Raw genomic sequence first — 19,104 nt, forward strand, 5'->3', positions numbered from 1 at the left:
CTAGGTAGCCGCCCGTAGAACTCCGCGGCACTCACTCTCATGCCGCTGGTCGGGTGCTTGCCGGCTTGGGTGGTGAGGGGTCGTTCGGTTTCGTTGAGGTGGGCGTCTTATCTCGGGTGGGCGGTTCGTGGCGGGTTTGGGGATACTGCGGGGATGGGGTTGGTGGAGCGGGGAGCGGCGCTCGGGGCGCTGGAGGAGTTCGCTGAGGAGGCCCGGCGGGGGGAGGGGCGGTTGGTCCTGGTCGGTGGAGAAGCGGGGGTGGGGAAGTCCGCGCTGGTGGAGAGGTTCCGGGAGCGGGTAGGGGACGCGCGGTGGTCGTGGGGGATGTGCGACGGGGTGTTCGCGCGGAGGACGCTGGGGCCCTTGTTCGACATCTCCGCTCAACTGGGTGGCCGGCTTCTTGAGGAGTGCCGGGACGGCGCGTCCAGGGAGGAGTTGTTCCGGGGGCTGCTGTGCGAGGTGGGCGGACGGGATCGCCTTGACGTCGTCGTCGTGGAGGACGTGCATTGGGCGGATGAGGGGACACTCGACCTGCTGGGCTTTCTCGGCCGGCGGTTGAGGGGAGCGGCGCTGCTGGTGATCGCGACCTACCGCGATGAGGGAACGGAGGGCGACTTCCGGATCGCGTTGGGCGAACTGGCGGCCCTGCGGTCGACCCGGCGGATCGGCGTGCAGCCCCTGTCGGCGGACGGGGTGCGCCTGCTGGCAGGATGCGGCGACACGAAGGCCGAGGCGTTGCACCGGCTGACGGGCGGCAATCCGTTCTATGTGACGGAGGTCGTGCGGTCCGGCATGTCGGAGGTGCCGGGGTCGGCGCGGGACGTCGTCCTGGCCCGGGCGGCGTGCCTGGGGGACGCGGCCCGTGAGGTTCTCGACGTCGTGGCGCTGGGCGGCGTGCGCGTCGATTATCCGGTCGCGGACGCGGTGGGCCTCACCAAGGTCTCAGCGGTGGACGAGGCCGTCGCGTCGGGGCTGCTCTCCGGAGACGGCGAGGGCCTGCGGTTCCGGCATGAGATCGCCCGCCTGGCGGTCCAGGGAGCCGTAGCCCCCCATCACGCACGGACGATCCACGCCCGGCTTCTGACGGCGCTGACCTCCCTGGGCTGCGACGACGACCCGCGGTTGGCCTTCCACGCCGAAGCGGCCGGGGACCGCGAGGCCGTCCTGCGGCACGCGACCGCAGCCGCTCGGCAGGCGGCACGGCTGGCCGCCCACCGGGAGGCGGCGACGGAGTTCCGCCGCGCCCTGCGCTACGCGGACAGCGCCGACCCGGCCACCCGGGCCGGGCTGCACGAGGACCTGGCCGAGGAACTCGCGCTGCTCGATCAGTGGCAGGACGCCGCCGAGGAGAGTGAACGAGCCCTGGCCGACTGGCGTGCGGCCGGCGACGTCCGGAAGGAGGGCGACGCCCTGCGCAGGCTGTCGCGGATCCGGTGGAACATGTGCCACGGCGAGGTGACGACGCTGGAGGCAGCCGTCGCCATCCTCGAACCGCTCGGCCCCGGCGTCGAACTGGCCTGGGCTTACGCGACCTTCGCCAACCAGTTGATGCTGCTGTACGAGTTCGAGGCCGCCGAAGGCCTCGCACGGCGGGCCGAGGACCTCGCCGGGCCGCTCGGGGCCACCGACGTCCTCAGCAGCGCTCTGAACACCGCGGCCGTGTGCGCCGAATCCCAGGACCGGGAGTGGGAGGCCGGAATGGGCCGGGCGCTGCGGCTCGCCGTCGACGGCGGCCACCACGACCAGGCCGGACGCGCCTTCACCAACACGGTCTCGCTCCTCAGCGGCCGTCGCCGTTTCGCCGACGCCGAGCGCCACGTGAGGGAAGGGCTCGCCTACTGCGTCGAGCACGACATCACCACCTACGTGACGTGCCTGCGCGGCGAGCAGGCGACCGTCCTGGAACGCACCGGCCGCTGGGAGGAGTCATTGACGATCAGCGCCGGAATCCTCGCCACCGTCGACCGGTCGCCGTCCAACCGTCTGTGTACCTTGCGGCGGATCGGATCGGTTCTCTCCCGACGCGGCGAACCGGACGTCTGGCGGCACCTGGACGAGGCTGTGGAGCTGGCCGAACGCGCCGGAGAGCCGCAGCAGATCGTCTCGGTGCGGCTCACCCGCGCCGAAGCCTTCTGGCTGGAAAACAGGGTGGAGGAGGCGCGGCGTGAGGCGGAGCTCGCCCACAAGGCCGTCGAGTCGTCCGGGCCCTGGGAGCGCGGCGCGTCCGCTCTGTGGCTGCGGCGGACGGGGTCAGGCCGCGGACCACGCGCGGGGATCGCCGAACCGTATGGCAGGGAACTCGACGGCGACCTGACCGGCGCCGCACGCGCCTGGCAGGCGCTGGGCTGCCGCTACGACGCCGCGCTGGCCCTCTCCGGCGCCCCCGGCGAGACCGAGCTACGTGACGCGCTGAAGATCCTCAACGCTCTCGGCGCCGTCCCCGCCGCCCGCATCGTCAGGCGGAAGCTGCGGGAACGCGGCGTCCGGTCGCTGCCCGCCGGGCCGCGTCCCGCCACCCGCGAGCATCCCTCCGGCCTGACCCTCCGCGAACGCGAGGTCCTCACCCTGCTCCGCGCCCGCCGCACCAACGCCGAGATCGCCGCCCAGCTGTTCATCTCCGTGAAGACGGCCGGCCACCACGTCTCGGCCATCCTCACCAAGCTGGGCGTCCCCAGCCGCCAGGCCGCCGCCGCCGAGGCCGCCCGCCTCGGCCTCGGCGACCCCTGACACGGGACGGCCGGTCCTCTCCCGACTCCCCAGTGGGAGAGGACCGGCCGTGCTCCCGTGGGTCTATCCCAGCCGCAGCGTCTGGGTCCGGTTGAAGAAGTCGGGCGTCCCCGGGCCGCAGAATTGGACGGTGACCAAGGTGTGGTCCTGCCCGGAGAGGTCGGCCGCGCCGAGGCACATGCCGGTGGACGCCTTGTTGCTCAGGTAGAAGTCGCCGTTCTCGAGCAGGCTGTTGATCCGCCAGACCTGGGTGGCCTCGCCGGAATCGCAGGTCTTCTGCCTGATGGCCGAGCCGTCGTCGCCGGGGAGGTACCAGCATTTGCCGCTGTTCCGGTTCTGCACGAGGTAGGTGTCGTCGCCCAGCGCGATGAACTGGAACAGCTGCGCCGGGTTGCTGTTGCAGTGGTTGATCTGGAGAGCCGCCCCGTTTAACTTCGACGCGTTGATCACGTCCACGCACTTCGGCGACGTCGGGCTGATGTACGGCGGATACACCTCGTAGAAGACGCCCGGCGCGGGCAGCACATGGTTGGCAGCCAGCGCGGGCGAGGCCCCCACCCCGGCTCCCACCCCGGCCGCCAGCACCGCCATGAGCACCGACCCGATGAACTTCCGCATCCCGATCCCTCTTCTCTTTCCCGGCGCCTACCGCGCCTCCTGCCGAGAAGTCTCGAATCGACCCCACTCCCGCCACATCGGGCGAACCTCCCTACCTACTCCCCACGATTCCCTACGCCCCTCCCCACCCGGGGACTGTAGAAATTTCGGCTCTATCCCGTAATCGGTGGTGGCGTTGAGTGATCGTCATTGGAGCAGGATGCGGTGGCGCAAACGCGTGCTTCTCACCACGTGAGGCTCACAAGGGGTCGTAACGATCACGAGATGTGGGCCAGATCCAGTTTTCACGTGTCGCCGACAGTGCACGGCCACGTGCGTGTCGTCTCCGAGGGTGCGGACGAGAATGGAGCCGTGCGGATACTGATCCTGGGAGGCTCGTGGTTCGTCGGCCGCGTCATGGTGACCGACGCCGTACGGCGTGACTGGGAGGTTACCCTGTTCAATCGCGGACGCAGCGGCACCCCACCCCAAGGAGTGCACCACATCCGCGGTGACTGGGAATGCCCCGAGGATCTGGCAGAACTCCCCGCGCATGGGCCGTGGGACGTCGTCCTCGATGTGGCGGGCGCCGTACCCGCCCTGGTGCGCAACGCGGCACGGGCGCTGGCCGACAGCGTCGACCGCTATGTGTTCATGTCCACGATCTCGGCGTACCACGACTGGCCGTACAGGCCCGTGGACGAGTCCTCCCCGCTGTGGGACGGCGACCCCGATCTCGACCCCGGCACCCGGCGATGGGATCCGGACGCGTACGGCCCGCTCAAGGTGGGCTGTGAGCTGGCGATCCGGCGAGAGTTCGCCGACAGCACACTCTTCATCCGGCCGCATGTCATCCTCGGCCCGGGTGAGTACGTGGGCCGGCTGCCATGGTGGTTACATCGGATAAGCCGCGGCGGCCAAGTGCTCGCCCCCGCCCCACCCGACCGGACCATCCAGCCGGTCGATGTCCGCGACGTCGCCCGCTTCACCCTCGACCTGATCAAGCGGCAAGCCACGGGGGTCTACAACATCGCCGCACCGATCGGCCGGGAGACCTACGGCGGCATGCTCCAGGCGTGCAGGCAGGCCACGACGTCAACCGCTGAGTTCGTGTGGGTGGAGGAGTCCTGGCTGGCCGAGCGCGGCGTGCTGGAGTGGACCGAGATCCCCCTTTGGCGGACCTGGCCCACCGCATGGGCCATGAACGCGGAAAAGGCCAGGGCGGCCGGGCTCGTCTGCCGCCCCCTGCATGAAACCGTCACGGACACCTGGGAGTGGCTGCAGGCAGGCGGAGCTCCGGTCGATCACGAGCGGTTCGCCGAACACGGGCTGAGCCCCGAGCGGGAGGCCGAGCTGCTGAAGGAATGGGCGGTCAGCCGGCCAGCTCCTCGGTAAACATCCGGCTGAGCTCCTTGACGAATGCCCTGTTGATGGCCGGGTCACGACCATCGACATAACGCTCGGTCGGCTGGTAGCCGATCCCGGTATACAGGGCGAGCGCCGCGGTGTTGCGCATGCCGGTCTCCAGGATGGCGCGCTGCGCCCCGTTCCGCGCGGCATCGCGTTCCAGCTCGGTCAGGATCCGCTCCCCCAACCCAAGGCCACGAAGGTGGGGAACCGTGTACATCTTCTTCACCTCGACCGTCCGCGTCTGCTCGTCGAAGGTGCGGTAGCCACCACAGGCAACCGCGAGACCGTCCAGGTAGCCGACGAGGAACAGGCCACGGGGCGGAAGGTAATACGCGGGGTCGGCTTCGGAGGGGTCGGCGTAGCCGTACCGCTCCGTCTGGTCGTCGAACAGCGCGCGGACCAGCCGACGCGAGTCCGGGTGGTCGTAGGGGCGCGGGGACACGACGAAGCGGTCCGGGTCGAGCGAGTTGGTGGTGCGTGTCGTCATACGTGCGCGAGTGCCTTATCGAACTCGGGAAGGAATTCCGAGACTACCGGGGAACGGCTTCGCCGGGCGAAGTCCGGACGCAGCCGCCGCAGGTAGGTGATTCCCCGGATCGACTGGACCTCGCTCAGCCGGGTGAGCGTGGCTCGTGCCGCTGCGACAGCCGGCTCCAGCTCGCCGCTCAGCAGGTGCGCCTTCGTCAGGAATGCGCCGTGCAGCAGTGCCGATCTGGGGTAGTCGGGCCGGGCGCCGACCTTCGAGATAGGGACGAGCAAGTCGATCGCCTCGCCGAGCAAGCGGTTGCGATACACGGTCATGTGCTCACCCAGTACGACGAGCGCTTGGCCGGCCTCCGCGATGAGCTGCTCGGGCTCCAGGTAGTACAGGTACGTCGGAGCGCCGTCTGCGCAGGCCAGCAGCTCCCTCGCTTTCTCCGACGCGCGACGAAAGCCGGATAGGTCGCCGGCTGCCGCTGCCGCAGTGGCGACGCGGCCGGTGATTCTCGCCTGAAGGATCGGATCGCAGGGTGAGCACTGCTCTGCCGCCGAAGCGATGTGAACCGCCTCCTGGCCGTGCCCCGCGAAGGCCGAGATGTAGGCGAGCATGCCGATGGCGTTGGCCGCCCGGCCATGCTCGCCAAGCCCTCGGGCGACCCGCTCGCTGAGAAGCAGATATCGCTCGGCCCCACCGTACCGGTGCGCGTCGAAGTGCACCCATCCGACGAGTTGGGCGAGATCGGCGACGATGGTCATCAGCTCACGCCCGACGGCGGGCTCGTAGTCGGCGAACTGCACCAGGTCGAGGACGTTACGCAGTTCGCTGGTGACGTACCGAAGGCTGAGCGCGCCGCCGCCGTGCCGATCGTCGAGCTTGCGCAGGGCCTCGACATGCGCGCCGATCAGGCGTACCTGCATCGGCAGGACTCGCTCGCGGCCAGCGCGCCGGTGAGGACACGCTCGTCCGAAGCCCGTCGAGTACGGCTGCCGCCAGATCGGGGCCGGACGCTGCGGAAACGTCGGCGTGTTTCCCGGCGCTCAGCGTCGTCAGCTCGCTGAGCGATTGCAGCATGTCCTCGACGCTCCCGTCGTGGACCAGGCCGGAAGCTGCGGGCACCGTCCCGCGCCGTCGGCTGGGCCAGAGCTGATCCACCCGCACCGCATAGCCGAAGTGCTCGGAGAGCACGGCGGCCACTACTGACGGAATCGGATCGTACGGCTTGTAACCGTGCCGTACCCACGCGTACGGCGCGGTGGGGTCGATGCGCCGTGAGCCGAGACCACGCTCTTGCAGCCACGCGTTGACGGCGGCCGCAAGCTGGCGCGGGTTCATACCGGCGCGCCGCAGAACCTCTGCCAGCGCCGTCCCCGGTTCTCGTCCCATCCGCACCTCCCGTTCCGAAGCGACGGTAACCCCATGGTCACCTCTTGTGAACGCCTCAGCAGCCCGGAGCGCTCACCTTCACGACCTTCACGGCGTGATCGGGAGCTTCACGACCTTCACCACCCACAACCGTTCACTCTTCGCTTCGGCCCTGGTCCACTGAGTGACGAAACGCAGCCGGTGAGCATCGGCCCGCCGAACAGACCCCCGGAGGTACGGCTTGGCACCCCCAGTCAGGCTCCACGACTACCGCGTGCTCGTGAAGGTCCTGCGGCCCGGGTCCGCCGCTCATCGGGCTCGGACCGTCGTCCGCCATGTCCTCAAGGCGGCGGGTGTCGACGACGAGGGCGTGAGCGACGCCGAAAGCGCGGTGGCGGAGCTGGCGGCCAACGCCGAGACCCACGCGCGCCGGCCGTACGAGCTGCGGATCGTCACCGTGGACGGTTTCCCGGCCTGGTGTGAGGTCGTCGACGGTGACGAGAACCTGGCCGACATCCCGAGGATCCTGCGCGAGTTGCGCACCTCAGACCCGTTCACCCTCTGGCTGAGGGAGAGCGGCCGAGGCCTCCTCATGGTCCACCGGCTCTCGGCCGGGCGGTGCAGCGCCTACCTCACAAGGACGTACGCCACCGGCGTCCCGGGCAAGGCGGTCGCCTTCGCCCTGCCCACGAAGACCAGTCCACCTTCTGGTTCCCCCGTGCCGGAAGGCGGACTCCCCCCGGAGGCGGGCACCGTCACCAGTGCTCTCGTGCCGGTGCCCGCCTCCGTCTAACCCGTCTCTCAGAGGACCTTTATGAGCACAGACGAACGCCCGATCAGCCACGCCGTGGTCGTGGCCTCCGGCGGGCTGGACTCCACCACGCTGGCCTACTGGCTCACGGCGAAAGGCACGGCTCAGCTCACCCTCCTCGGCGTCGACTATGGACAGCGCCATCGCGTCGAGCTGTCTTACCTGATCGGCACGGCCAAGGCGCTTGGCGCCGCCTACGTCCTGCTCGACCTGCCCGGCCTGGCCACCTTGATGGCGGGGTCCGCGCTTACCGACGCGCGCGTCCCAGTGCCGCAAGGCCACTACACGGATCTCTCCATGCGGGCCACGGTCGTGCCGAACCGCAACGCACTGTTCTTGGACCTCGCTGTCGCGCTCGCCGCGACCGCGAAGGCCGATGCGGTGGCGTTCGGTGCGCACGCGGGCGACCATCCGATCTATCCCGACTGCCGTCCCGGCTTCGTCCGGGCCTATCGGCGGATGTCGGCGAAGGCCACCGAGGGCTTCGTGGCGGACGGCTTCCAGGTCATGGCGCCGTTCATCGCGATGACAAAGGCGGAGATCGTAAGGCTCGGCGCGGACCTTCGGGTGCCCTTCGCGCACACCTGGTCCTGCTACCTGGGCGGGCGGCGGCATTGCGGGCGCTGCGGCACCTGTGTCGAGCGCAAGGAAGCCTTCTGCCTGGCCGGCGTGGCCGACCCGACCGACTACGACGATCCCTCGCCGGTGGCGTCATGCATGTGATCGCGAAGAGGTTTCACTTCAGCGCTAGCCATCGGCTGGAGCTACTGCCAGAGGGTCACCCGTGCCGGCGATTGCACGGCCACAACTACACGGTGGAGATCCAGCTCGCCGCCGACGAGCTCGACGACGTCGGCTTCGTCGCGGACTTCGGCGAACTCGATGTCGTACGGGAATTCCTGCGGGACTCCTACGACCATCGGCATCTCAACGACGTACTCGACGGGCCGCCGACCTCCGAGCGGCTCGCCCAGGTGATCCACGCGTGGTGCGTCGCCAACCTGCGCGTCGCGCCTCTCCTGTACGCGGTCAGAGTCGCTGAGACCGACTCAACCTGGGCGGAGTACCGCGGAGGCTCGGCGTGAACCTTCTCGTCACCGAGATCTTCGGACCCACCTTCCAGGGCGAGGGGCCGTCGACCGGCCAGCAGGCCGCGTTCCTGCGCCTGAGCAGGTGCAATCTGACCTGCACGTGGTGTGACACCCCGGAGACGTGGGACACCAGCCGGTTCGATCTCGCCAGCATGACGCGTCGCATGACCGAGTCGGAAGTGCTGCACGAACTGCTGGCCGTTCCCGCGCCGCTGGTTGTCGTCACCGGCGGCGAGCCGTTGCTGCAGCAGGACCGGCTCGTCTGGCTCGCCGACATGCTTCGCGCCAATGAGCGGCGGGTCGAGATCGAGACGAACGGCACCATCGTGCCCGTGTCCGGGCTCCTCGCGGCGGTCAAGCACTGGAACGTCTCACCCAAGCTGGCCTCCTCGGGCGTGCCGTACGGCAAGCGGATCAATCCGGAGGCTCTTCGGGCGCTCAACAGCTCGCACCGTGCGGTCTTCAAGTTCGTCGTCGAGGGCCCCACGGACCTGGAGGACGTCGCCGAGCTGGAGGCCGAGTACGGCCTCGCGCCGATTTGGGTGATGCCTCAGGCGACGACGCCGACCGCGGTGACGGCGGTCATGAGGGAGATCGCAAACGAGACGCTGACGCGGGGCTGGAACCTGAGCACCCGGCTGCACATCCTGCTGGAGGACACCGATGTCCGCTAACAGTGGGCCTGAGCGGGGCCGTCGTTCTGAGCTTCTCGGGCCGCGTGTGCTGGAGTGCAGGCCCTTGGCTGACGGAGAAGCGGGGATCGTTCCTGCCGCCCAGGTAGGCACCAGCGTACTCCCGCAGAGCCACTCACTGATGCCGTTTATGGGAGAGCGGCACATGGCCGCCGCCCTGCGGCAGTGCGGGCGGCGCCGCTCCTGCCCCGGTGCCGACGGCATCACCTGGGCGGACTATCGGCGGGCCGCCGCCGTCCGGATCCCCCGCCTGGCTCGGGCACTACGGGAGGGAACGTGGCGACCGGGACCGCTGCGCATCAACCCGCTCCCCACCTACTCCGGTAAGGAGCTTCCCTGCGTGATTCCCACTGTGGAGGACCGGTTGGTGCATCGCGCGATGCGCAACGCCGTGGAGCCGGTCCTGGAGGCGGGAGTCTTCGCCGACTGGGTGTCCGGCTATCGCCCGGGCCGCAACCGCATCACCGCGCTCCGTCAGGCGATGGCCTTGGCCGACCAGGGCTTCACCTGGGTCGCGGACGTCGACGTCGCGCACGTCTCACACGGGTCCGACCCCGAGCAGGTCACGAGCTGGCTAGCCGTGCATGTCCACGACGGCACGTTCCTGGACCGGTTCCGGACCGCCCTCGCGGGCCTGCTTCCTCCCCGCTGGCGCCCGGCACGGGCGTGTCCCCCTTGCTGATCAACCTGCGGCTGTCCCGCGCCGACCGGCTGCTCCCGGACCTGCGCCTTGTCCGGTTCGCCGACAACTACTGCGCTTTCGCGGCGAGCCGTACGGAGGCCGAAAGAGCGATGGAACGCGTCCTGGACGCCCTGGAGGCGATCGGGATGACCGCGAACCCGGCGAAGAGCCGCGTCCGGGAGAACGCATGTGCGGAGGACCTTTTCCTGATCGCTGGATGACCACGAAGGGAGGCAGAACCATGGAAGTCACCTGGACAATCGTCCCCAGCGGAATCTGCCGGTACGGGGACGAAGGCCGCCCCGTCGAGATCCCGCCCTTGTACTGGAGCGCCACCCCTGTCGCCGACGACAGCGGCCATCCGCTGACGGGGCTGAACCACGAGGAGGCCGCCGCCACGGCGCGCACTCTGGGCGGACGCCTGCCGAAGTCGGCGGAGTGGGAGTGGATGGCGGCCGGGCCGGAGCGGCGGCTGTACCCCTGGGGCGACCAGCCATGGCGGCCTGAGCTGGCCAACCTGCGGGAATCGATGCTCGGGCAGCCCGGTCCCGTCGGCGCTCACCCTGCGGGCGCCACCCCGCTTGGCCTGCTGGACGTGGCGGGCAAGTGTGGGAGTGGACAGGCACGACCATCATGGGAGGCGGGGCTCTCATCCGCGGAGGGTCCTTCGCCTCGCCGCCCCTCTACGCCCAGTGCACCTTTCTCAACGCCGCCCCGGTCGAGCTGCGCTCGCGGGGAATCAGCTTCCGGGTGGTGCGTGAAGCGTGAACCTCGTCATCGTGGGATGCTCCCGCCGCAAGAGGGACACCGCCGTTCCGGTGCCCGCGCTCGACCTCTACGAGGGCGGTTGCGTCCCCTCGCTGCGCCGACGCGTCGGGCAGCTCCCGGGGCTGCGCCGCCAGGTCCGCATCCTGTCCGCGGAACACGGCCTCGTCGACCCGGACCGGCCGCTACTGCCCTACGACCGGGTGCTGACCCACGTTCGCGCGGTCGAGTTGCGCTCCCTCACCGCCGCCGTGCTCGCCAGGGAGTTCGAGCTGTCCGGAACGCCCGCCAAGGCCCTGGTGATCGCCGAGCCGCTCTACCAGAGCGTCGTACGCGACCACCTGCTCGGCATCCCGCTCCACGTCCTCGACGACCCGCGCGACTGGGCGTCTGTCTCGGCCGTTCTCGACTCCTGGGGGTGGCCGTGACCGAGTCACTCCGCGCTCTGTTGAAATGCCGGGGCAACGACCACCGCAGGCTGACCCGTCGTTTCGAGGCCGAGAACGGGCACGGGTGGCACGAGCCCGGAGCCGTCTCGGCGAACTCGGACGTGTCGGTGGTGATTCCGGCGTTCAACGTCGGACACTGCCTCCGCCCCGTCCTCGACGCCCTGGCCGCGCAGACGCTCGCATCCGAGGTCGTCGTGGTCGACGATGCCAGCACCGACGGCACCACCGACATCGCCCGATCCCACCCAGTCGTCGACCGGCTCATCCGGCTTCCTGCCCGCGGGGGCGCCGCAACGGCACGCAACGTCGGTACGGCCGCCGCCACCGGAAGCACGATCGTCTTCCTCGACGCCGACGTGATCATCCCAGCCCACGTGGTCGCGGACATCGCTGCCAGGGCCACCAGCGACGCGGTGCTCGTCGGCTTCCGGCACAACATCGCGCACGGCGTCGAGTTGCCCCTGGCGCCCGATATCCGTGCCGACCACCGCGTCACCTGGCGACCGCCCGCGGGCAGGCCGCTGATGTACTCGGGGATCGTCCTCGATCACCCCCTCGACGGCCGGCCGCTGGCCGATACGCGTGATCTGGTCGACCTCGGTTATGGGCGGACGTATTACGACTGGGACCTGCCCAGGATGGTCGTCACGGCCCTGCTTGCCGTACCCCGGCCAGCGCTTTTCGACGTCGGCGGGTTCGACCCGGAGTTCGGCCGGCTCGGCTGGGGCATGGAGGACACCCATCTCGGCGCGAAACTCATCGCCGCCGGGCTGCTCATCGTCCCGCTGCGGCAGGCCGTCGGTTTCCACCTCGACCCCCCGGACGCTGCCGCCGTCTGGCAGGCCAAGCTCGCCACCTGGCCCTCGACGCTGCGCCACTATCGCCGCCTGCTGGAAGCACCGATGCCACGCGACCCGGCCGCTTCCTTCGCCGCCACCGCACACCGCCTGCTCTCCCGATGCGAGGTATATCGATGATGCGAACCTTCCGCGTTGCCGAACGGGAAGGAACGACGCTGGTCCACGACCCGGCCACCGGCCTCACCCACCGGCCCAGCCGCGGCCTGCCGACCGGACGTCTGGCATTGGACGCCCGCGAGATCGGCCATTGGCCGGTCGTCCATCCCTCCGCCTGTGACGGGTCAACCCCTGTCAGCGTCTGCTGGTCACCCGTCGTCCGCTGCAACCTGCACTGCCCGCACTGCCTGGACGATAAGAACATCGCAGAGCTCGGTAGCGCCGACCGCCACAGGATCGCCCGCCTCGTCGGCGAGACGGACATTCTCGGCGTGGACATCTCGGGTGGCGAGCCGCTCCTGCTGGCCGACCTCGTCGGCCTGGCGGACGAGCTGACTTCGGCAGGCTGCGTCGTCAGCGTTACCACCAACGGCTGGCATCTCCGGCGGCGCGCCGCCGAACTCGCGGACCACGTCGACGCCCTGAAGGTCAGCCTGGACGGCCCCACCGCGCTCATCCACGACGCCTGGCGCGGAAAGGGTTCCTTCAACCGCGCAATCGATGGCATCAAGGAGGCCGTCACCGTAGGCCTGACGGTGCAAATCCATTCCGTGCTCATGGCGTCCAACCGCACCCTCGCCCAGGACCTGGTACGGCTCGCGCAGCGCCTTGGCGCGAACGGCGTCACTTTCCTCCAGATGCTGCCGATCGGCGAGGCCGTACGGCTCGGTGGAGAGGAGATGCTGAGCGACAGCGAGGCACGCGCAATCGTCGACGGTCTTGAGGTGCCCGGCGATTTGTCGGTCCGGCTGCGCACCCGGGACGGCGCGGGCGGGTTCACCGTCATCCGGGCCGACGGACAGGTGTGGCGCAACAACCGGCCTGCGGAGCGCATCGAGACGCTGCGTGCTCTCCGTACCTCGGCCGACCTCGCCTTGACCGGCCCGGACGGCTCCGCATGAGCCCCGCGAGGACCGGCACCGAGCAACGCGTCTTCGAGCAGAGGCGCCTGTGGCGGATGGCGCCAGGCGGCTACCGCGCCGCCACACGCCTGCTGGCCGAGGCCGCGCTGGAACGCCTCGGCTGCGTTCCCCTGGTCATCGGGATCGCCAACGGCGGGCGGGCTCCCGCGCTCACGATCGCTATGGAGCTGGGAGCTTCGACCGAGATGATCACGGCCAGGCACAACCCCGACGACTCGGTTGGCCTGCCCGCCACCGGGGAAATCACCTGCGATCTCGGCACGCTCTCCTCTCGGATGCCGCTACGGGGGTCGATCCTGCTCGTGGACGACATCTGCGGCAGCGGCGGTACGTTGAAAGCGGTCATCGCGGCCCTGCAGGTGCCGGAAAACGTGATCTGCACAGCCACGTTGTGCCGTAACACCGGGGCACCAGAAGGGCTGCCCGACCTGTACGTCTGGGACGTAGCCGACTGGGTCGTGTTCCCCTGGGAACGGCTCCCCCACGGACGCGCCTTCACCCCGTTGCCCCCGCCGCAGGAGGTGCGGGGAGCATGATCGCATTCGTGCTGGCTTCGTACGCCCCCGACACCCCGGCCGGGATCGAACGGGCCACCGCCGCCTTGGCCGCCGGCCTCCGGATGCGTGGCCACGACACGCTCATCATCTCGGCAGCCGCGGAAGCCGCGGACATCGTGCGGCTGGAATCCCTGCGGGTGACCTTCCCCATGGAGGACCCAGCGCTGCGCCTTGCCATCGAGGCGTCCTCCGTCTCCGACGAGATCGCCGAGATCCTCAACCGGCATCGCGCTGACGTCGTCGTCTATACCGACGCGCTGTGGGGACTCGGACGGGCCATGGCCGATCATCCGGCTCGCAAGGTGCTGGCCGTACACGTCATGGGACACGACGAGGATCTCCGTCCGGCGCTGGCGACCGCGGACACCGTCATCGCTCCCTCGGCCATCGTGCTCCGCGAGGCCGCCCAACTCGGCTACAAAACCTGTGGGTGGCAGGTCGTACCGAACTGCCTGCTGTACGACGAGGCCGCGTGGCTCGATCAGCGTTGGCGCGAACGGGTCCGGGCACACGGCCCGATCCGCGTCCTGGCCCGCTCGGCCCCGGAGAAGGGCGTCGCCGAACTCCTCGACCACCTCCCGCAACTGGACCGGCGCGTGGAGGTGATGCTGGCCGGCGCCCCGTTCGAGCAGCCGAACGGCCGGAACGATGAGGTGCTCCGCCACTGTCTCAGCATCGAAGCCCCGTGCCTAACGGTGCGGGAGGGCGGACTGGCGTGGCGGCACGTGCCGACCTGGCTGGCCGGGGCCGCGGTGGTCATCGTGCCGTCGCTCGCCGAGACCTTCGGCCTGGTCGCACTGGAGGCGATGAACGTCGGCACCCCGGTGGTCGCCTACGACGTCGGCAACCTGCCCGAACTCATCGGCGCCGGCGGCGTCATCGTCAAGCGGGACGAGGGTCCCTACGGACTGTGGCAAGCCGCCATGGCGATCACTCAAGATCCGATAACCTACCTGCGCACGTCACGGGCTGCGTACTACCAATCGCGGGACTTCCGGCCCACCACTGTCGCTGACACATTTTTGAAGGCGGTCCGGTGATGGAAGTTCCTCTGCTGCTGGTCGACGGCCACAACCTGGTCTGGCGGGCGACCTTTGGCTTCCCGGCTCCAATCCACTCCCGTGACAAGACGCGCGAGCTCACTGGCGTCTTCGGGTTCTTCGCTCTGCTTCGCGTGGCCATCCGCGACGAGCTGACCCAGCCACCGGAGGTCGCCGTCGTCTTCGACGGCCAGTACGGCTCGGCGGCCCGCAAGGACGCCGACTCGGCGTACAAGGCCAACCGCCCCGCCGACGAGGCCATGCTCAAGCCGATCCTCGCCCTGCCCGACGTCAAACGCGGCCTCGACGCGTACGGCATCGGCTGGCTGGAGATCGACGACGCCGAGGCCGACGACGTCATCGCCACCGTCGTCCACCGCAACCCGGGCAGGCCGCGGCTGATCATGTCCGGCGACCGAGACTTCTACCAACTGCTCACCGACGATGTGCACGTCCTCAACACCGCCATGCACCCGGGCAAACGTCACGTCGGCCCCGCCCACGTCATCGAGCGATACGGCGTGACGCCAGCACAATGGCCGTGCTTTCGGGCGCTGTGCGGCGACCCGTCCGACAACATCCCCGGCGTACACGGGATTGGCCCGACGACCGCCGCCCGGCTCCTGGCCGACGGCCTCACTCTGGAGGACCTGCCGTCCTCCGGACGGCTGAACGGCGCCAAAGGCCGGCGGATCCAGGACGCGTACGACCAGGTCCTGGCGTGGCGGGCACTGATCCGCACCCGGACCGACCTCACCCTGCCGTACCGGCCGAGCGGGACGCCGGGCCCGCAGCTGCCCAAGCCGGCGGAGGTCGTCGAGAAGCTGGGGCTGTGGTGAGCCCGGGATCGGTGCTCGCCGTCATGGCCCACCCGGACGACGCCGAACTGTGGGCCGGCGGCACGCTCGCGCTGCACGCGGCCGCCGGTGCGAAGGTCACCGTCGCCGTACGAGCCCACGATCAGGTCCGGGACGCGGAGGCCGCCGCCGGGGCATCCGTGCTGGGTGTGGAGCTTCGCCTGCTTCCCGAGATGAGTCCGGACGCGGTCGCGACGCTGCTCACCGATCTACGCCCCGAAGTTGTGATCACTCATGCGTCCAGGGATGTCCATCCCGACCACCGGCAGGCAGGCCTGGCCGTTCTCGACGCCCTGCCGCACGTGGTGATCGCGACCGGCCACCCGCAGCGGTTGTACGCGTGCGAGTCCTACAACGGGCTCACCCTCGACGGACCGACGGCACCGCACACGATCGTCGACATCAGCGCGACCTTCACCCGGAAGATGCGCGCCCTCACCGTCCATCGATCCCAGCCCATCACCGAGCACTTCGGGCCCATGGCCGAGACTCTCGCCCGCCTGCACGGCGCGCGGATCAGTGCTGCGTACGGCGAGGCGTTCACCCCCGTCCCCGTGCTCGGACGGGTCCCCGCAGCCCATTTCCTGTGACCTCCCCGGAGGGCCATGATGGCGCTCGATTTCTACCAATACAGTCGGCTCACCGCCGAGGCCCAGGCTCGTCTCGCGGAAGAGGTGATCGCCTCCGGTCGGCTCGGTTCCATCGGCGGGTTCTATGTGCCCCTGCTCGAGACCGCCGTGGCCATGCGTACCGGACGCGCGCACGCGGTCGCGATGGCCAGTGCGACGGCGGCGTTGGAAGTGACGCTGCGTGCCCTTGGCGTCGGGGCGGGCAGCGAGGTCGTCGTTCCCGCCTTCGGCTGGGTCTCGGTCGGCGCGGCGGTCACCGCCACCGGCGCCGCCGTACACGTCGCCGCGGTGGGTCAGAGTCTGACCCCATCCTGGGAGCAGGTCGCAGACGCGCTGTCACCCGCCACGGCAGCCGTCGTCATCGCCCACCTGCGCGGCACGCCCGCAGCCCACATCGCCCGGATCACCGCCGAGCTACGTGAGCGCGGCGTTCCCCTCATAGAGGACTGCGCGCAGGCGTGGGGCGTGCCGGCGGCTGGGTCCCACGGCACGGCCGCGTTCTTCTCCACCCAGGCCTACAAGCTCATTGCCACGGGCGAGGGCGGGATCGTGGTCTGCGACGATCTCATCCTCATGGCGGGCATCCGCGCTCTGTCCGGAGACACCCGGGTACGGACGCCGGAGCCCGTCTGGCGAGGCAACACCCGAATGCCGGAGATCATCGCCGCACTGGCGATCCCGCAGCTGGAACGTTTGGACGCGTTGTTGGAAGGACTACGCGCGTTGCAACGCCCTGCCGCTGAACTGCTCGGCAAAATGGGAGCGGTCCTTCCGATCGAAGGCGGCAACGGATGCCATGTCGGGGTGTGGTGCGACACCCCCCAGTCCGCCGCCACGTTGTCCGCCCGGCTCAACGCCCTCGGCCTCCGCAACTGGCACCCCACCGTAGGTGACCTCCATATCTGCGACGCCTGGCCCGTCCAGACCTCCTCGCCAGACTGGGGGCGGTACCTCGACATTCAGATTCCCTACCTAAAAGGCGACGCACGTCAGGCGTTCCTCGACCTGCTCCAACAGGCGATCACGTTTGCGGAGAGTCCGGCATGAGCATCCGTTGCGCCATCGTCGGCTGCGGCCTCGTGGCTGAGGAATACGCCCGCACGCTCAAAGCGAGCAGCCTCGTCGACCTTGTGTCCTGCTCCGACATCGAGGCCGAGCGAGCCCAGGCCTTCGCTGCACGCCACGCAATCGGCGAGGTCGCGTCGGTTGATGAGCTGGACACCGAGCTGGTCGTCGTGCTGACTCCACCGGCGCTGCACGTCGAGGTCGCCTCGGCCGCCATACGGGCAGGGATGTCGGTCTACATCGAGAAACCCCTCGCTCTGTCGTCGAGCGACGCCGCGTCGTTGCTGGCCTTGGCTGCAGATCACGGGGTGTTGGTTGGAGCTGCCCCAGACACCTTCCTCGCCCCGCCCGTCCAGTCCGCCGCCCAGGCGCTCGCGACCGGGCTGATCGGCGAACCGGTCGCCGCCACAGCGGCCCTGCTGTCCCCCGGGCCGGAACGCTGGCATCCCCACCCGGAGCCGATCTACGACCTCGGCCCGTTGCTGGACATGGGGCCGTACTACCTAACCGCCCTGATCCACCTGCTCAACCCCATCACCTCGGTACGCGGAGCCACCACGGCGATACGCCCGCTTCGGACCAAAGCCTCCGGAGACACGTTCACCGCGACCGCTCCCACCCACGTTGACGCCCTACTGCAGACCGCCGATGGAGTCTCAGTCACGGTGACCACGAGCTTCGACGTGCAAGGAACGACCCGCCCTCACCTGGAGGTCTATGGGACCGAAGGCACCCTCGTCCTGCCCGACCCGAACTTCCATCACGGAGTCGTACGGCTCCGCCGCCGCGGCGAGGTCACCTGGGATTTTCTCGCCCCGGCCCTGTCCCGCTTCGATGTAATCGGCCGTGGCATGGGCGTCCTCGACCTCGCCGGCACCCTGTGCGGCGGCGGTCGAGGCCAGGCGACGGGCGATCTCGCCCTGCACGTCCTCCAGGTCATCGAGGCCATCGGGTGGGCCGCTGCCACCGGCACCTGCCAGGCCGTACCGAACGCCGCCGTGACCGCAGCGCGGGCGAAGGGACCTGCCCGATGACCGGCAGAGCGTGGGTCAGGGCGTATCCCGACATTCAGACGGCATGGCGACGCCTGGCGGCCCATCTCGGCGAAAACTTCGATCCCACGCTCACCGACTTCGAGCGCCTGCGCCGGTTTCTCGACCAGGAGTGGGCACATCTACACCCGCACTTCTACGAGCGCAGCATCGGTTACCTGTACGACCTGACCTGGTTCCACTACATGGACGCCAAAGACGGCTTCTTCCGCACCCTGCTCGATTTCGCCGACGAGCACGGACTCAGCCGCATCGCCGACCTCGGCTGTGGCGTCGCTCTCGACGCTCAGGCGCTGCTGCAGGCCGGATACGACGTCCACGCCTACGATCTGGACAATCCTTGCCTGGCCTATGCCCGATGGAGGCTCGGCCACGACCTCGGGGAGAGCGGTCGGGTGCGCTTTCTGAGCGAGCTGAACACTCACCACTATCAGCTCGTCTACGCGGTTGACGTCCTCGGCCATGCCGGCAACCCCGACGCCCTTGCGGCGCTGCTCTTCGGCTCGGCTGACCATGTGGCCGTCAATCTGCTCCCCCACGACTCCCGCCACCGCTTCGGCCAGCCGACCTGCACCCCCGCCTCGACCACCAACGCACCCTCCCCATCCTGCAAGCCCACGGAGACCTCGTCCGAGTAGCCGCCTCCGGCGAGAACGTCATCACGATCTGGCGAACGTTCAGCAGAACGGCTCAGCTTCGTGACCGCCGGCACCTCTGCCGACTCGCTGCGGGTTCTATGACCTGCCCAACCTGCACCGCGTCATCGTCACCGACAACGTCGCGTACCTCACTATCTACAAACAGTCCGAACACGGACGGGACTTCCCCTGCGTCTTCGCTTGGGCGTCACTCCCGATGAACACGGGACGCCACTCTCTATGGACCTGGGACATCGGAT

The 19,104-nt window shown here is 69.4% G+C and carries 22 protein-coding genes and 1 pseudogene; 20 read left to right on the forward strand and 3 right to left on the reverse strand.

The window, feature by feature from the left end:
• Positions 1-153 precede the first annotated feature (153 nt).
• Positions 154-2,727: a helix-turn-helix transcriptional regulator gene (locus N5079_RS35415; RefSeq protein WP_315967903.1), complete on the forward strand. Its 2,574-nt coding sequence runs from the start codon at positions 154-156 to the stop codon at positions 2,725-2,727.
• Positions 2,728-2,790: 63 nt separating this feature from the next.
• Here the strand turns inward: N5079_RS35415 and N5079_RS32410 are convergent, their stop codons facing one another.
• Positions 2,791-3,345, reverse strand: a complete 555-nt coding sequence (locus N5079_RS32410; protein WP_261588007.1) for an RICIN domain-containing protein — start codon at positions 3,343-3,345, stop codon at positions 2,791-2,793.
• 351 nt (positions 3,346-3,696) lie between these two features.
• Here N5079_RS32410 and N5079_RS32415 point away from each other — a divergent pair, with 351 nt between their 5' ends.
• Positions 3,697-4,719, forward strand: coding sequence for an NAD-dependent epimerase (locus N5079_RS32415; RefSeq protein WP_261588008.1), 1,023 nt, complete (start codon positions 3,697-3,699; stop codon positions 4,717-4,719).
• Here the strand turns inward: N5079_RS32415 and N5079_RS32420 are convergent.
• Complete coding sequence (locus N5079_RS32420; RefSeq protein ID WP_261588009.1) at positions 4,697-5,221, reverse strand: GNAT family N-acetyltransferase; 525 nt, start codon at positions 5,219-5,221, stop codon at positions 4,697-4,699. The two genes, N5079_RS32415 and N5079_RS32420, sit on opposite strands and share 23 nt — an antisense overlap.
• Positions 5,218-6,132: a hypothetical protein gene (locus tag N5079_RS32425; RefSeq protein WP_261588010.1), complete on the reverse strand. Its 915-nt coding sequence runs from the start codon at positions 6,130-6,132 to the stop codon at positions 5,218-5,220. Before N5079_RS32425 ends, N5079_RS32420 begins: the two co-directional genes overlap by 4 nt.
• Before the next feature lie 686 nt (positions 6,133-6,818).
• Here N5079_RS32425 and N5079_RS32430 point away from each other — a divergent pair.
• From N5079_RS32430 to N5079_RS32510, 18 genes and pseudogenes are all read left to right on the forward strand, one after another.
• Complete coding sequence (locus tag N5079_RS32430; protein ID WP_261588011.1) at positions 6,819-7,370, forward strand: ATP-binding protein; 552 nt, start codon at positions 6,819-6,821, stop codon at positions 7,368-7,370.
• A gap of 21 nt (positions 7,371-7,391) precedes the next feature.
• The gene (queC, locus tag N5079_RS32435) at positions 7,392-8,111 is read left to right on the forward strand and encodes a 7-cyano-7-deazaguanine synthase QueC (protein ID WP_261588012.1); all 720 of its coding nucleotides are present in this window, start codon (positions 7,392-7,394) and stop codon (positions 8,109-8,111) included.
• Positions 8,102-8,473 carry a 6-pyruvoyl trahydropterin synthase family protein gene (locus N5079_RS32440; protein WP_261588013.1) on the forward strand — a complete coding sequence of 124 codons (372 nt, stop codon included), beginning with the start codon at positions 8,102-8,104 and terminating at the stop codon, positions 8,471-8,473. Before queC ends, N5079_RS32440 begins: the two co-directional genes overlap by 10 nt.
• Positions 8,470-9,153 (forward strand): 7-carboxy-7-deazaguanine synthase QueE, encoded by a 684-nt coding sequence (locus tag N5079_RS32445; RefSeq protein WP_261588014.1) that lies wholly within the window; start codon positions 8,470-8,472, stop codon positions 9,151-9,153. Before N5079_RS32440 ends, N5079_RS32445 begins: the two co-directional genes overlap by 4 nt.
• Before the next feature lie 139 nt (positions 9,154-9,292).
• Positions 9,293-9,853, forward strand: coding sequence for a hypothetical protein (locus N5079_RS32450; RefSeq protein ID WP_261588015.1), 561 nt, complete (start codon positions 9,293-9,295; stop codon positions 9,851-9,853).
• Positions 9,847-10,074 carry a hypothetical protein gene (locus N5079_RS32455; protein ID WP_261588016.1) on the forward strand — a complete coding sequence of 76 codons (228 nt, stop codon included), beginning with the start codon at positions 9,847-9,849 and terminating at the stop codon, positions 10,072-10,074. The genes N5079_RS32450 and N5079_RS32455 overlap by 7 nt, the downstream gene beginning before the upstream one ends.
• A 20-nt stretch (positions 10,075-10,094) precedes the next feature.
• Positions 10,095-10,397 (forward strand): annotated as a pseudogene (locus tag N5079_RS35695) (SUMF1/EgtB/PvdO family nonheme iron enzyme); the annotation flags it as partial.
• Positions 10,398-10,459: 62 nt separating this feature from the next.
• The gene (locus tag N5079_RS32460; protein ID WP_261588017.1) at positions 10,460-10,621 is read left to right on the forward strand and encodes a hypothetical protein; all 162 of its coding nucleotides are present in this window, start codon (positions 10,460-10,462) and stop codon (positions 10,619-10,621) included.
• Positions 10,618-11,046 (forward strand): DUF6884 domain-containing protein, encoded by a 429-nt coding sequence (locus tag N5079_RS32465; RefSeq protein ID WP_261588018.1) that lies wholly within the window; start codon positions 10,618-10,620, stop codon positions 11,044-11,046. The genes N5079_RS32460 and N5079_RS32465 overlap by 4 nt, the downstream gene beginning before the upstream one ends.
• Entirely contained in the window at positions 11,043-12,044 is a 1,002-nt protein-coding gene (locus tag N5079_RS32470) for a glycosyltransferase (protein WP_261588019.1), read from the forward strand. The genes N5079_RS32465 and N5079_RS32470 overlap by 4 nt, the downstream gene beginning before the upstream one ends.
• Positions 12,041-12,985 (forward strand): radical SAM protein, encoded by a 945-nt coding sequence (locus tag N5079_RS32475; RefSeq protein WP_261588020.1) that lies wholly within the window; start codon positions 12,041-12,043, stop codon positions 12,983-12,985. Before N5079_RS32470 ends, N5079_RS32475 begins: the two co-directional genes overlap by 4 nt.
• Positions 12,982-13,542: a phosphoribosyltransferase gene (locus N5079_RS32480; protein ID WP_261588021.1), complete on the forward strand. Its 561-nt coding sequence runs from the start codon at positions 12,982-12,984 to the stop codon at positions 13,540-13,542. Before N5079_RS32475 ends, N5079_RS32480 begins: the two co-directional genes overlap by 4 nt.
• A complete protein-coding gene (locus N5079_RS32485; RefSeq protein ID WP_261588022.1) occupies positions 13,539-14,603 on the forward strand; it encodes a glycosyltransferase family 4 protein in 1,065 nt (354 codons plus the stop codon). Before N5079_RS32480 ends, N5079_RS32485 begins: the two co-directional genes overlap by 4 nt.
• On the forward strand, positions 14,603-15,442 hold the full coding sequence (locus tag N5079_RS32490; RefSeq protein ID WP_261588023.1) for a 5'-3' exonuclease H3TH domain-containing protein: 840 nt from the start codon (positions 14,603-14,605) through the stop codon (positions 15,440-15,442). Before N5079_RS32485 ends, N5079_RS32490 begins: the two co-directional genes overlap by 1 nt.
• Positions 15,439-16,050, forward strand: a complete 612-nt coding sequence (locus N5079_RS32495) for a PIG-L deacetylase family protein (protein WP_261588024.1) — start codon at positions 15,439-15,441, stop codon at positions 16,048-16,050. The genes N5079_RS32490 and N5079_RS32495 overlap by 4 nt, the downstream gene beginning before the upstream one ends.
• 18 nt (positions 16,051-16,068) lie before the next feature.
• Complete coding sequence (locus N5079_RS32500; protein WP_261588025.1) at positions 16,069-17,136, forward strand: aminotransferase class I/II-fold pyridoxal phosphate-dependent enzyme; 1,068 nt, start codon at positions 16,069-16,071, stop codon at positions 17,134-17,136.
• On the forward strand, positions 17,133-18,188 hold the full coding sequence (locus N5079_RS32505) for a Gfo/Idh/MocA family protein (protein ID WP_261588026.1): 1,056 nt from the start codon (positions 17,133-17,135) through the stop codon (positions 18,186-18,188). Before N5079_RS32500 ends, N5079_RS32505 begins: the two co-directional genes overlap by 4 nt.
• Entirely contained in the window at positions 18,185-18,844 is a 660-nt protein-coding gene (locus tag N5079_RS32510) for a class I SAM-dependent methyltransferase (protein WP_261588027.1), read from the forward strand. The genes N5079_RS32505 and N5079_RS32510 overlap by 4 nt, the downstream gene beginning before the upstream one ends.
• Positions 18,845-19,104: the final 260 nt, after the last annotated feature.

It is taken from the genome of Planotetraspora sp. A-T 1434, from assembly GCF_025420585.1.
Lineage (GTDB): Bacteria > Actinomycetota > Actinomycetes > Streptosporangiales > Streptosporangiaceae > JAOEGB01.

Bases quoted from the DNA above. Each gene is read 5' to 3' on its own strand.
- N5079_RS32500 (WP_261588025.1), top strand. From the start codon at position 16,069: ATGGCGCTCGATTTCTACCAATACAGTCGGCTCACCGCCGAGGCCCAG.
- N5079_RS32480 (WP_261588021.1), top strand. From the start codon at position 12,982: ATGAGCCCCGCGAGGACCGGCACCGAGCAACGCGTCTTCGAGCAGAGG.
- N5079_RS32410 (WP_261588007.1), bottom strand. From the start codon at position 3,345: ATGCGGAAGTTCATCGGGTCGGTGCTCATGGCGGTGCTGGCGGCCGGG.
- queC (WP_261588012.1), top strand. From the start codon at position 7,392: ATGAGCACAGACGAACGCCCGATCAGCCACGCCGTGGTCGTGGCCTCC.
- N5079_RS32475 (WP_261588020.1), top strand. From the start codon at position 12,041: ATGATGCGAACCTTCCGCGTTGCCGAACGGGAAGGAACGACGCTGGTC.
- N5079_RS32440 (WP_261588013.1), top strand. From the start codon at position 8,102: ATGCATGTGATCGCGAAGAGGTTTCACTTCAGCGCTAGCCATCGGCTG.
- N5079_RS32510 (WP_261588027.1), top strand. From the start codon at position 18,185: ATGACCGGCAGAGCGTGGGTCAGGGCGTATCCCGACATTCAGACGGCA.
- N5079_RS32490 (WP_261588023.1), top strand. From the start codon at position 14,603: ATGGAAGTTCCTCTGCTGCTGGTCGACGGCCACAACCTGGTCTGGCGG.
- N5079_RS32450 (WP_261588015.1), top strand. From the start codon at position 9,293: ATGCCGTTTATGGGAGAGCGGCACATGGCCGCCGCCCTGCGGCAGTGC.
- N5079_RS32485 (WP_261588022.1), top strand. From the start codon at position 13,539: ATGATCGCATTCGTGCTGGCTTCGTACGCCCCCGACACCCCGGCCGGG.
- N5079_RS32505 (WP_261588026.1), top strand. From the start codon at position 17,133: ATGAGCATCCGTTGCGCCATCGTCGGCTGCGGCCTCGTGGCTGAGGAA.
- N5079_RS32420 (WP_261588009.1), bottom strand. From the start codon at position 5,221: ATGACGACACGCACCACCAACTCGCTCGACCCGGACCGCTTCGTCGTG.
- N5079_RS35415 (WP_315967903.1), top strand. From the start codon at position 154: ATGGGGTTGGTGGAGCGGGGAGCGGCGCTCGGGGCGCTGGAGGAGTTC.
- N5079_RS32425 (WP_261588010.1), bottom strand. From the start codon at position 6,132: ATGCAGGTACGCCTGATCGGCGCGCATGTCGAGGCCCTGCGCAAGCTC.